Below are 14,162 nucleotides of genomic sequence, written 5' to 3' on the forward strand. Positions count from 1 at the left end.
GTTTTAAAATCCAAAACCCTACGAGAAATTAAGGGGCTTTGTCGTTTTTTATCAATACCAAAATTAGTTCCCTAATTCTTTACACTTATTTGAATATTGATTATTTTTATTGTGTTTTATTCCAAATAACAGTCTCTAGTTTAGCTTCAAATTCTTCAATGAGATTTTGATACTGTTTTTGATTTGCAAGATTGTTCCATTCATGTGGGTCATTTTCTAAGTCAAATAAGTGATAACCTCCTTCTTTTAATTTTGTAAAGCGGTACTTATCTGTTACTAAACCGTAGTTGCCAACAGCACAGGTATATACTATATTATCCCAACTTATCTTTTTACCTTTTAGTAACGGTGCCAAACTGTTACCATGCAATGTTATATGTTCAGGCTGTTTTATATTTAACAGCTCTAATAAAGTAGGGTAGATGTCTAAGTTTTGAACGACGTTTTCTACGACTTGCGCAGTATTAGAATTGGGCATTTTTATAATAAAAGGATTTCTCAATGATATGTTGTACCCTGTATTTTTGCGCCATTTCCCATGGTCTGTTAAGTGGTAACCATGGTCTCCCCAAACAATAATAATGGTATTGTCATACAATCCTTCGTCTTTAAGAGTTTGTATAATTTTTCCCATTTGAGCATCTGCATACGTTGTACTTGCCATGTAACCTCTAATAAGTTTTTTGGCTGTAGCATCGTTTACGCCTTCATTCCAACCAAACTTTGCACCTCTACCTTGGTACACGTCTTTAGAGATATCTTTTTCAGCCCCTTCTGGCAGGTAGGCTAATGTTCCTGCATCTTCGGGGTACATATCAAAATATTTTTTAGGAGCTACCCAAGGCATATGTGGTCTTGCAAAACCAGCAGAAATCATAAATGGTTTTGACTTATCTCGCTTGTTTTTGATTATATCAATAACATCCTCTGCTGTTTTACCATCGTTTAATAAATTATCTGGACCGTCCACTGATGCATACATTAAAGCTGCTGGACCTGCATCTTTTTTATAATACTCTTCAATTTGGTCTTGTCTACCACCTATATCAACAATTTTATCTTCAATTTCTGATCCACCATCACTATGATCTTTTTTTGCTTTACCTGCAATGTCCCAAGTACCTTTCTGATTTCCTGGTACGTTGCCATGATATATTTTACCCCTAGTTGCGGTCCAATAACCATTTTGCCTTAAAACTTTGGGCCAAGTATCTTGAATACCTACCATTTTTGGGAAAGTCCATTCTTTTTTACCGTTAACCCATACTTGATTATCAAAACGGATACCGGTAAGCATTGCAGCTCTGGATGGTGAGCAGAGTGGGTAACTCACATAAGATTTGTTAAATCTAGTTCCTTCAGAAGCCAGTGCGTCTATATTAGGTGTTAATGGATCAGGTTCTCCATAGGCCCCAACTAAAGGTCTTAAATCATCAAAAGCTATAAATAATACATTCGGTTGCTCTTGAGCATAACAAGAGGTACTTATACCTAAAAGCAAGCCTATTGTTACTTTTAAAAATATAGATTTTATCATGTTGCTAGTTTTTTAATTTAGCCACATTTAAGGGCTCTTTGTACAATTTCATTTGAGCATATAACTCTTTTTTTAATTCGCTAGCAATTTGTTTATATTCAGGATTATTGTATTGATTTTCTAATTCGTTTGGATCTTTTTCTAAGTCAAATAACCAGGGTGTATCTTGAGGAGATAATACCAACTTATAGTGATTGTTCAACGCAGCTACCCATCTGCCATTTGCATTGGTTAAGTAGACAATTCTACTATCGTCTTTCACCTTTTTTTGAGAAGAAATAAAATCTTTCGAGGCGTCAATCCCATGGAACTTATTCGCTGAGTGGTCTATATTCATTAAACCCAAAATGGTTGGAGCAAAGTCTACCATTGTATAAGCTTTATTAATAGATTTCCCAGCTTTTACTTGATCTGGGTATCTCAACATAAATGCAACGCGAGCTGACATTTCGTAGGGTAGGCCTTTATTTAGTTTGCCATGTTCACCATATAAATCGCCATGGTCAGAAGTAAATACAACGATGGTGTTATTGTCTAATTTATTTTCTTCTAAGAAATCTAAAACTCGACCAACGTTGTCATCAATATTTTTAACCATCCCAAAGTAGTTGGTCAAACCTTTTTTAAGTTTAGCTGGTTTTACGATATTTTTTTTGCCTTTTAGGTTTAACCATCCTGGGATCTGATTTTCAGTTTTTGTTGCTGAGGCTGGTACTTTAAATTCCATATCTGCATACATAGTATCATAAGGAGCTCTTACTTGATCTGGACCATGAGGGTCAGGTAATGAAATCATTAAGCAGAATGGCTTGTTTTTATCTCGTTCTATGATTTCAAGCGATTTATCAATAAGAAAGTCGGTGGTAAAGTTTTCTCTATTTGCTTTTTCATGATCCCAAACACCACCACCATGATTGTTAATTTCTTGATCAACAAATGCTCCATGTTCATTCTCTCCTAACATTTTCCAATGCCCTCTATTAAACATGTAACGGTTATCCGTAAATCCAAATTTACGTTCAGGAGCGAAACCTGGTTTGCCTTCACCATCGAGGTGCCATTTACCTACATAGGCGGTAGCGTAGCCATTATTTTTTAAAACCTGTGCAAAGGTAACTAGGTCGTCATTTAAAGGCATATCGTTTACTGGTGAACCCGTAGCTACTGGGTATAAACCAGAAACCATTGATGCTCTTGATGGTGTACAAACAGGAGAAGGAGCATACCAATTCAGGGCTATTGCGCCTTCGTTGGCAATTTTGTCAATATTTGGAGTTTCTACGATATTACCTTCACCCCAAATTTCTGCTTGCTCTTTTGGCATGGTTGCTCTATAAGCACCAAGAGTTCTTAAATTGTGTTCATCTGTATGAATGATGATAAGGTTTGGTTTTTGCTCCTGAGCAACAATTTGAATTATTGAGAATAGACATACTAAAAATGAAAATCTATAAATCATGAGTTGTTATATTTTGGGATTAATTTTTTCTAAGTACTGTACGAATTTTATTTTCGAATAGATTTATAATCTATGACTTCTTAAAATGATTAAGGTTTAAATGATTGTGTTTTTTTTTCATTAGGGAAAACAGTTTTTCTAAACTTATCAGTAGTTGGTTTTCCATTTAAATAGCCTAAAGAAATTAAAAAGGTATCAGCATCTGCCATTGTTTTAAAATGCATATCCCTATGACTGATATTAAAAAAGGCATGTACTTGATCTTTGTAAAGCATTAACTTACATTCATTGCCAAATCCCTCCATTTCTTGTTTGAACTTTTGAGCAAGATGAGGTTTAAAAGCGGTATCTTTCGTTCCTAACAGAATTAGAGTAGGAGGTAGACCCCTTTTTAAATTATGTGCAGGCGAAATATCCTTCCAATACTCTTTTACAAGTTCATATCCAAAACCTTCGTTACCATTGTTTATTACAGGGTTGAATAATACCAATGCGTTTGGCATACAACTCGTTGATGTATCCTCTCCTGTCTCGTTATATTTATCTAAAATTGCTGTTGAAGCAGCTATGTGGCCGCCAGCTGAACCTCCACTTGCAATCATTTTATCAGGGTCAATACCATACTCTCCTGCATGAGATCTAATCCAACGTATTGCAGACTTACCATCTTTCACACAATCTTTAGGAGAAGTGCCGTGAGATTTTTCTGTTCGATATTGCACACTAACAGCAACTAATCCTCTTGATGCAAAATATTTACTTTGGTTAAAAAACTGAGAGGGTCCACCACCTCTCCAACCGCCGCCGTGAAAGAAAACGATTACAGGAGTTTTATTAGAAATTTTATGATTGCTAGGATAGAAGAAATGAAGTTTTAAATCACTTTTACCTATACTTTTATAAACAACCGAAGCATCTGGTTTAAACTTGATTGTCTCTTTGATATCTCGAGCATTACAAATTTGAACAAGGAGTAATAAAAGAAAAGTAAAAGTGATTTTTTTAAGCATGGTATCTAGCTATGTTTTAGGCATAGTTAGGATCTTATTTAAGAAATTATAACTTATCTATTTCCTTTTTTACTTTGGCGTAGAAAGGTTTTAATTCTTTGTACGTTTTACCCGTTAACTTGTTGAAATATTTACCGAATTCTTTATTCGGTTGTTTTTTCTCTTCTTCAGAGATTTCACCTGCTTTGAATTTTTTATTTGCAGCGAATTGATCTTCAAAATGTTTTAGCTTTTTAGTGTACAATTCTTCTTGTTGTTCTGCTGTTAGATTGAATTCATCTGCTGCTACTTGTGCAAATATTTTAGCGCGGTCAAATCTTCCTTCGTAGTATTTGTTTTGTTGCGAAAAGCTTGTAATTGATATTGCAATAAAAGCGATTAAAAGTGTTAATCTTTTCATGGTATTAAATTTATAGTTAAGTATTATCTGTATAATATTAATTGTTGTGTTTGTGTTTTTTTACCTTCTGTAAGTTTTAGGAAATAGATACCATTTTTAATGTTAGAGGGTAATTCAATACTGTTTTCACCAGAACTTAAACTCTCTTTATGCGCAAATACTTCTTTACCTGTCACATCAAAAACTTGAATTGTTGAATTTATTAAAGTTTCTGAGATGTTTAAATTGACACGATTGGTAACAGGATTTGGATAGATTGTAAATAGCGAATTGTTACTTACTTCATTTAAACCTAACACGCTATTTGAATTGTGAGAGTTACTGGCTCCAATGTTTGGTGGATGGTTGTTAATATCTACGGTATTTCCAAAACCATCATCAAATGCTTCGGCTGAAATATGCGCAAATATTCCTGTTCCTGCTGAAGGGAATAAAGGTTGCGTAAAAGATTTACCAGCATTAATTAAAACACTACCGTTATTTATATCATAAATATCTGCATCGCCATTGTCATCTCCAGGAGAAGTGCCTCCAGGCGATGAAAATGATGGCCACGCATTGTCTAATGGATCCCCATCTTTATTTTTAAAAGTGGTATTAATAGAACCTTGGTACATGTTGTTTGAAACATTTAATACGCCTCCATTTTCCATGTCCTCTAAAAATCCATTTACACCATCTTCATTTCTAATTCCCATGGAGCTTCCATTTAAAAACATAAAAACATTGTTGTAGATGTAAGTATCTTCTGCAAAAATGGAAATCTGAGTGTCAATATTTGCCTTATTTACATATACTGTATTATTATAAATATAATTATCTCTTGATGGCACAGGAGGATTACCTGTACCTACGTATCCAGATAACCAAATGGTATAGTTGTGGTGATCTGTTCTATGACCATCATTCACACTAACATTATATCTAAAAATTGAGTTATCGCAATCTCCTAAAATTTCAACAAAACCACCGTCGGTATTTTCGCTATAATTGTATTGAAATAAGGAGTTTTTACAATAAAAATCTATATGTCCACCAGCTCCGTAGGTATCTCCAAACCCCTTATTATTGTATTGTTTGTTGTATTGTACAACCACATTCCAAGAGTCCCAGATCCAGCAGCCTTCACCTCTACCATATAGACGATCACTTGAGTTATTTTTATCACCCAATCCTAAATTATGGTATTCATTATTTTCAACCAAGCCATTAAAAACAGAAGCAAATACAACACCATCACCTCCTAAATTTTCAAAGTGATTATTCCTAATAACGTAGTTCTGATTTCTTTCACTCGGACCATTCGTATCATAACCTCCCAAATGTCTAACACTAATGGCAGTACCTCCTAAATTTTCAAAATGACAATCTTCTATTAATACATCGTCTATTCCAACTTCAGTAGGAGTAGTAGGATTTGAACTTCCGTCATGATTTTCATCAGAATCAAAGAAAAAAGCTTGAGCTTTATAATAATCTAAAATGAACTCTGGAGTTCCTGTGTTTGGGTTGGTAAACATGCTTACACCATAAATATTTTGAAATTCAAGATTTCTGAAAGTTAATCCTGAAGATCTACCGCCCCATTTGGTGGCTCTAACAACAATACCATAAGATTTATTATCAGTCCAATAGGATGAGGTTGTCTGTCTATTATTGGTAATGTGTAAATCTTCAACAATCAAGTGACTTGCATTTATAATTTTAATAACTTCATGAGCATCCCCGCCTAAAGCACCAATATTGGCACCAACACCAGTTAAAATTGGTTTAGCTCCGCTACCATAACTACCAATTTCAACTGGTGCTACTGCTGTACCAGATCGTTTAATTAACAATTGACCAACAAAGGTATCTCCTCGATTAAATAATATTTTATCACCGGGTGAAATATAGCCGCTATTATTATTTGTTTCTAAGGCAGCATTTAATTTTGTAAATGTTTGCCATGCTGTTCCAGGTGTTAATCCATCGTCATTATCGTTACCACTGTTACTCATATAGTAAGTGTTTTGAGCATTGAGTGAAATAATACTAAATAAGATATAACAAAAGATCTGAATAATTTTTTTCATAATTAGAGTTTTAGATGTTATCTATATAATATTAATTGTTGTGTTTGTGTTTTTTTACCTTCTGTAAGTTTTAGGAAATAGATACCATTTTTAATGTTAGAGGGTAATTCAATACTGTTTTCACCAGAACTTAAACTCTCTTTATGTGTAAAAACTTCTTTACCTGTCACATCAAAAACTTGAATTGTTGAATTTATTAAAGTTTCTGAGATGTTTAAATTGACACGATTGGTAACAGGATTTGGATAGATTGTAAATAGCGAATTGTTACTTACTTCATTTAAACCTAACACGCTATTTGAATTGTGAGAGTTACTGGCTCCAATGTTTGGTGGATGGTTGTTAATATCTACGGTATTTCCAAAACCATCATCAAATGCTTCGGCTGAAATATGCGCAAATATTCCTGTTCCTGCTGAAGGGAATGAAGGTTGCGTAAAAGATTTACCAGCATTAATTAAAACACTACCGTTACTTATATCATAAATATCTGCATCGCCATTGTCATCTCCAGGAGAAGTGCCTCCAGGCGACGAAAATGATGGCCATGCATTGTCTAATGGATCTCCATCTTTATTTTTAAAAGTGGTATTAATAGAACCTTGGTACATGTTGTTAGAAACATTTAGAACACCTCCATTTTCCATGTCCTCTAAAAATCCGTTTACCCCATCTGCATTTCTAATTCCCATGGAGCTTCCATTTAAAAACATAAAAACATTGTTGTAGATGTAAGTATCTTCTGCAAAAATGGAAATCTGAGTGTCAATATTTGCCTTATTTACATATACTGTATTATTATAAATATAATTATCTCTTGATGGCACAGGAGGATTACCTGTACCTACGTATCCAGATAACCAAATGGTATAGTTGTGGTGATCTGTTCTATGACCATCATTCACACTAACATTATATCTAAAAATTGAGTTATCGCAATCTCCTAAAATTTCAACAAAACCACCGTCGGTATTTTCGCTATAATTGTATTGAAATAAGGAGTTTTTACAATAAAAATCTATATGTCCACCAGCTCCGTAGGTATCTCCAAACCCCTTGTTATTGTATTGTTTGTTGTATTGTACAACCACATTCCATGAGTCCCAGATCCAGCAGCCTTCGCCTCGTCCAAATAAAAGATCATTTTGATCATTTTTATCGCCCAATCCTAAATTATGGTATTCATTATTTTCAACCAAGCCATTAAAAACAGAAGCAAATACAACACCATCACCTCCTAAATTTTCAAAGTGATTATTCCTAATAACGTAGTTCTGATTTCTTTCACTCGGACCATTCGTATCATAACCTCCCAAATGTCTAACACTAATGGCAGTACCTCCTAAATTTTCAAAATGACAATCTTCTATTAATACATCGTCTATTCCAACTTCAGTAGGAGTAGTAGGATTTGAACTTCCGTCATGATTTTCATCAGAATCAAAGAAAAAAGCTTGAGCATTATAATATTCATAATTAAAAGAGCCGTCCCATGCAATCATATCTACACCATAAATATTCATAAAATCCAAATTTCTAAAAGTTAGCCCTTTTGATCTACCTCCCCATTTATTGGCTTTTACTACGATTCCATAAGATTTATTTCCAGAACCTGTCCAGCCTAAACCAACCATTCTTTCATTCGTTATTTCAAGATCTTGCATTAGTATATGACTTGTATTAGTCATTTTAATAACTTCAATTGCGTCTCCATCGTTATTATTACCCATATTTGCTCCGACACCGGTTAGAATTGGTTTAGCGCTTCCACTGCCATAACTGCCAATTTGAATAGGATTTGCTAATGTACCAGAGCAATTAATAATAAATTGACCTATAAAAGTTTCTCCTTTTTTAAAGAGTAATTTATCACCGGGTTCTAATAATCCATAATTGTTGGCAGAATTTGTTGCTTCATTCACTTTGCTAGATGTTTGCCATGCACTGGCTTGAGTTAATCCATTACTTGCAATATCTGAACCGGTATTGCTAACATAATAGGTAGCGTATTCTTGATCTGTAATGACAACATAATCTATCAGTATATTACTTGAATGATAAATTATTTCTACTGTATTGGTTTGACCACCAATTAGACTTACTGGTATTTTGGTATAATGTCCTATACCTTGAAACTCCCATTTTGTAGCGTTTAGGGTAATAGGATAGGCTGCGGCACCATTTATACTTATGTTGGCGGTTTGTGCAGTATTGTTATTGTAGTGAAATATTTTGAGATAATACGATCCCGTTACTGGAATTGTACCTGAAGTAAAGGTAAGAGAGTTGCCACTTTTAACTATTACCCATTCACCTCCAGATGCATTGTTTCCTCCATTTTTTTTCTCAATTTGATTCGTAGCTGGAACAGGATTTAAAGAATTAAAGACTGTTTCGGCTTCAATAATTTCAAAATGAGATTGCGTATAAGCAATTTGCACACTAAATAAACAAATACATATGTATAGTTGAGTAATTTTTTTCATAATTAGGGTTTTAGATATTATCTATAGAGTATAAATTGTTGTGTTTGCTCTTGTAATTTATTAGAAACCTTTAAGAAGTAAATACCGTTTTTTATTTGTACCGGTATTTTAACTAAAGTGTTACCATTTAACTCTGAATTCTGAGTAGTATGTATTAATTTACCTTGTACATCAAAAATCTGAACAGTTGCATTTTGAATATTTTGTGGTGTTTGAAGCGTTAAATTTTCTTTTACAGGATTTGGAAAAATTGTAAAAAGTTGATTTTCTGTTGAATTGTCAATTCCTAAAGTACTAAAGGAATTATGAGAATTGCTAGCTCCAATATTTGGTGGATGATTATTAATATCTACAGTATTTCCAAAGCCATCATCAAAAACTTCATCTGCTATATGTGCAAAAATACCAGAACCTGCAGCAGGGAATGAAGGCTGGGTAAATTGTAATCCATTATCTACCATAGGGCTACCACTCCATATGTCATAATCACCACGATTTGAACCTCCAGCATTTTGGAATGCAGGGAATGAACCATCATCAACACGATTAGCATCTTTACTCTTAAATGTAGTACTTATATTTCCATGGAAGAAATTGTTAGAAACATGAAGTATTCCTCCGTTTTGCATGCTTTCATAATATCCATTGATTCCATCTTCATTTCTTATGCCCATACTGCCACCAGCATACATGAATACATTATTAAAAATGTAAGTATCTTCTGCAAATATGGATATTTGAGGTTCAATAGCTGCTTGATCTACATAAACAGTATTATTGTACATATAATTATCTCTAGGTGGTACTACTGGTCTAGGAACTCCATTATCTGATCCTACATATCCCGATAACCAGATGGTATAGTTGTGATGATGTGTTCTGTGTCCATCATTCACACTTACATTATATCTAAAAATAGAGTTATCGCAGTCTCCTAAAATTTCTAAAAAGCCACCATCGGTATCTTCGCTATAATTGTATTGAAACAAAGAGTTTTTACAATAAAAATCAACATGACCACCTGCTCCATAGGTATCACCATATCCTTTATTATTGTATTGTTTGTTGTACTGCACTACGATATTCCAAGAATTCCAAATCCAACATCCCTCGCCTCGACCAAAGTATTTATCTGTTGGCAATGTATGATCTCCATAACCTAAATCATGAAACTCATTATTTTCAACAAGACCATTAAACATGGAAGCAAATACTACACCATCTCCTCCTAATTGTTCGAAATAATTGTTTCTAATAACATAGTTACGATTTCTATGTGTATCTCCAGATGTGTTTGCATTGTTCGCTTTATGCGTTGTACTAATACCTCTTCCGCCAAGATTGTAGAAATAGCAGTTTTCAACTAAAACATCATCAATTCCTACTTCTGTACTTGCAGGAGAGCCGTCAACATCAAAATCATGATTCTTCTCAGAATCAAAATAAATACCTCTCGCTGTATACCAATCTCTAACAAATTCTGGAGTGCCTGTTTCTGGATTTGTATACATACTAACTCCAAAAATATCTGTAATATCTAGATTTCTAAAGGTAAGATTACTACTTCTACCTCCCCATTTATTTGCTTTTACATAGATGCCATATGATTTATTATCAGACCAATAAGAACTGGTTGTTTGGCGGTCATTTTTAATGTGTAAATCTTGTACTATAACGTTGCTGGTATTGGTCATTTTTACTACCTCAACTGCATCTCCGCCAAGGTTTCCAACCATAGCACCTACACCAGTTAAAATAGGTTTTGCACCACTCCCATAACTTCCAATTTCAATGGGATTTGATTCAGATCCCGAACAATTGATTTTGAATTGTCCAATAAAAGTATCTCCTTTATTAAAGAGTAGTTTATCTCCTTCTAACATAATACCATCATTGTTTGAAGTATTTGCGGCTTGATTTGTTCGAATCGACGAAGCCCAAGCTGTTGCCGGTGTTAATCCGTTAGCAGCAATATCAGAACCAGTATTACTTACATAATAGGTGTTGTGTGCTTGATCTGTAACAACAATATAGTCAATTAATAAGTTTGATGAAGTGCGTGCAATTTCTATGGTGTTTGCTTGACCACCAATAAGATTTACTGAAATTTTAGTGTATTGACCAATTGCTTCATATTCCCAGCGAGCTGCATCTAAATTTACTGAATAGGGCGTATTTCCATTTATGCTTAATTCGGCTGTTTGCGCACTATCATTATTAAAATGAAATATTTTAAGATAGTATAAACTAGATGTAGGAATTGTTCCAGTAGTAAAAGTTAAGGAGTTACCACTTTTGATAACCACCCATTCACCACCTGAGGCATTACTGCCTCCTGTTTTTTTCTCAATTTGATTGGTTGCAGGAGTTGGATTTAAAGCATCAAAGACTGTTTCAGCTTCTATAATTTCGAAATGAGTTTGTGCGAAAACAATTTGCCAACTTACAAGGCAAATACAAAAAATAATTTGAGTAAAATTTTTCATTTTTCCAGGGATTGATTCATGTATTATCTAAATAAGATAAATCTTTCAGTATGTGATAAGTTGGTATCAATAATCTTCATAAAATAAATGCCGTTTTTAATAGTATCTGGCAGTTTTATTTTGAACTCTTCATGAGCAGTGTTTGGCACTGCTGTATACAACTGTTTACCCGTAATGTCTAAAATTTTAACTATTGGTTGATTAAAAGATGCTATTAATTGAATGTTGATGGCATTTTTAACAGGGTTCGGATAAATACTAAATGGGTGATAATCTTTTATTAATTCAGTGCTCAATGCATTGGCACTATTAAATGCGTTACTTGCTCCAATATTTGGAATTTGATTGATAATATCTATGTTATTACCAAAAAGATCTTTTGAACTAAAACGAGATATATCACTAAATATGCCATTGCCAAAAGAAGGGAATTCGGGTTCTACAAATGATATACCAGCATCTAAAGCGGGACTAGAAGCTTGTATATGATAGCCATAAATACTTTTTGCACCTTCTAGTTGAAAGATAGGATCACCAGGTACCCAATTAGAACCTGTATTTACAAGATTCGCTGAAATTGCTCCTTGATATAAATTATTAGACCAATATAATTGACTTCCAGGGTCTATTGTTACACTAACAGATTGGCCAATCTCGCCATTGGTAGCCATAAATATATTATTATAAACAAAGGTGTTTTGAGCTACAATTGAAATATCTGGAGTATAGTTTTCATCTAAATAAATGGTATTATTATATATGTAATTATTGTTTGAAGTAATTTGATTTCCGGTTCCAGCAAAATCAGAAACCCAAATTGAATTTCCTTTATTATCTCTGAACCCATCGTTAACACTTACATTAAACCTGTAGACACAATTGGTATTTTCACCAAGAATTTCAGCAAAACCACCCTCACTATCTTCGCTGTAATTGTATTGGTAGAATACATCAGTATTGCCAAAATCTATGTGCATACCATAAGAGTCGCCAGAACCTCGAACACTGTAAGAGCGATTGTACTGAGCAACAACATTTTTACATCTAAATACCCATAATCCACTACCTCTTCCTGCGAGTCTTGGTTCAGCAGCATCGCTGTGTCCTGTGTGGTCAAAGTCATTATTTTCAACCAATACATTCATAGATTTAGAAATAATTGCTCCAGAGCCACCAGTTTCGAAAAAATGATTGTTCTTTACTGTAATGTTTTGATTTCTATTAATGGTAAAGTCAACCTCATCATGAGCTCCAGCATGCTTTACCCAAACACCTGCTTTACCAGTATAAGTGAAAAAGCTATTTTGTACAATAACATCTTGAAATCCAATGAGATCAGTAATTATACCTCCGACTTCAACAAAGGGTTCAGATTCAAACATAATTCCGGCAACCTTATATCCTCCAAAATTCGTAGGAATGGTAACAGGAAACACGTCTGAAATTTTTAAATCTGAAAATGTTAAGTTAGTACACCAAGCGTTATTGGCCTTTACATATATGGCTCTACTTAATTTCGCTTCTTTTTTTTCATTTATTGCACCCGTACTTTGACGGTTATTTTTAATCCAAAGATTACTAAAAATTAAATGACTCACATCTTCTATACTCACTGCATGTATAAAATCGCCACCAGTAATAGTTCCACCTGATCCAGATATTATGGGGAGTTCTTCTTCTTCAGAACCATAACTTGAAATAACAATTGGATTTCCATTAGTTCCAGATCTTTTAATTACCAATTGATCATAAAATTCATCACCTCGTTTAAATAAAATATTTGAACCTGGAGCAATCCAACCACCATTTGCAGTTGTTTCTAGTGCAGTATTCAGCTGGGTAATATTCCATGCAGCTTCTGGAGACAACCCGTTATTGGTATTATTTCCAGATGTGCTAATGTAGTAGGTATTTGATTTATTTAGTACTGTACATTTGTCTAGCGATAAATCGTAATTTAATCTTTCTAATGAAATAGAGTTATACCCTTGAATTAAATTAATATCTACAGCAGTATATTGTGCAGCACCGTTAATTTCTAGATTGGAGGGGTCTAAATTTATAGATGTACTACTACCATTGACAGTTAATGTAACGTCTTGCGCAATGGTATTATTAAAATTATAAATTCTAAGACTATAAATACCTGATGTTGTAACACCTGTTATCGCAAAATTAGCTGAACCGGTAGTTTCAAGATTTACATAGGCATTATTAGATGCATTTAATACACCAATATTTTGAATCGTATTTGTTCCGCTTAAAACGGTATTTTCAGCTTCAATACTCTCTCCAACTTTTATACATGGTATGGTTTGAGATACTATAAATTTATCAAGCCATATAGCAGTTGTGGTTGCTACAATAACAATAGAGTTCGAACCTTGATTTAAATGTACAGTAGTAGATACACTTTGAGGAGGAGCTGAGGCCCAATTAGAGGCTGCTAAAAATAAATTATTCGCAGCTCCATTATTTACTGAGACAGAAACCTCATGGTTACTTACACCACCATTAAAATTGAATAATTCTAGGTTGTAATTACCAGCCTCAGGAGCATCTATTTCAAAAGAAAATGATGCCCCGGGATTGGCTTTTATATGGATTCCTCCTGATGCAAAAGTTCCTGTTTTAACCTCATAACTTCCATTGAGAATCGTATACTCAGCCTCTTTCGTTATTTCAAAACAAGAGGTCATTGCAAGCGAA

8 protein-coding genes are annotated in these 14,162 nt (G+C 33.9%); all 8 read right to left on the reverse strand.

Going from position 1 to position 14,162, the window contains the following annotated elements; genetic code table 11:
• Window positions 1–106: 106 nt before the first annotated feature.
• Window positions 107–1,537, reverse strand: a complete 1,431-nt coding sequence (locus tag ACYQ5R_RS08030; RefSeq protein ID WP_460190403.1) for a sulfatase — start codon at window positions 1,535–1,537, stop codon at window positions 107–109.
• Window positions 1,538–1,541: 4 nt separating this feature from the next.
• The gene (locus tag ACYQ5R_RS08035) at window positions 1,542–2,996 is read right to left on the reverse strand and encodes a sulfatase-like hydrolase/transferase (RefSeq protein WP_460190404.1); all 1,455 of its coding nucleotides are present in this window, start codon (window positions 2,994–2,996) and stop codon (window positions 1,542–1,544) included.
• Window positions 2,997–3,085: 89 nt separating this feature from the next.
• The gene (locus tag ACYQ5R_RS08040; protein ID WP_460190405.1) at window positions 3,086–4,006 is read right to left on the reverse strand and encodes an alpha/beta hydrolase; all 921 of its coding nucleotides are present in this window, start codon (window positions 4,004–4,006) and stop codon (window positions 3,086–3,088) included.
• A 46-nt stretch (window positions 4,007–4,052) separates the two neighbouring features.
• Window positions 4,053–4,406, reverse strand: a complete 354-nt coding sequence (locus tag ACYQ5R_RS08045) for a hypothetical protein (RefSeq protein WP_460190406.1) — start codon at window positions 4,404–4,406, stop codon at window positions 4,053–4,055.
• 23 nt (window positions 4,407–4,429) lie between these two features.
• Window positions 4,430–6,481 (reverse strand): T9SS type A sorting domain-containing protein, encoded by a 2,052-nt coding sequence (locus ACYQ5R_RS08050; RefSeq protein ID WP_460190407.1) that lies wholly within the window; start codon window positions 6,479–6,481, stop codon window positions 4,430–4,432.
• A gap of 17 nt (window positions 6,482–6,498) precedes the next feature.
• Window positions 6,499–8,967 carry a T9SS type A sorting domain-containing protein gene (locus ACYQ5R_RS08055; RefSeq protein WP_460190408.1) on the reverse strand — a complete coding sequence of 823 codons (2,469 nt, stop codon included), beginning with the start codon at window positions 8,965–8,967 and terminating at the stop codon, window positions 6,499–6,501.
• 17 nt (window positions 8,968–8,984) lie between these two features.
• Window positions 8,985–11,453, reverse strand: a complete 2,469-nt coding sequence (locus ACYQ5R_RS08060) for a T9SS type A sorting domain-containing protein (protein WP_460190409.1) — start codon at window positions 11,451–11,453, stop codon at window positions 8,985–8,987.
• A 23-nt stretch (window positions 11,454–11,476) separates the two neighbouring features.
• Window positions 11,477–14,152: a T9SS type A sorting domain-containing protein gene (locus ACYQ5R_RS08065; protein ID WP_460190410.1), complete on the reverse strand. Its 2,676-nt coding sequence runs from the start codon at window positions 14,150–14,152 to the stop codon at window positions 11,477–11,479.
• Window positions 14,153–14,162: the final 10 nt, after the last annotated feature.

The sequence above is a fragment of the Urechidicola sp. KH5 genome (assembly GCF_054661455.1).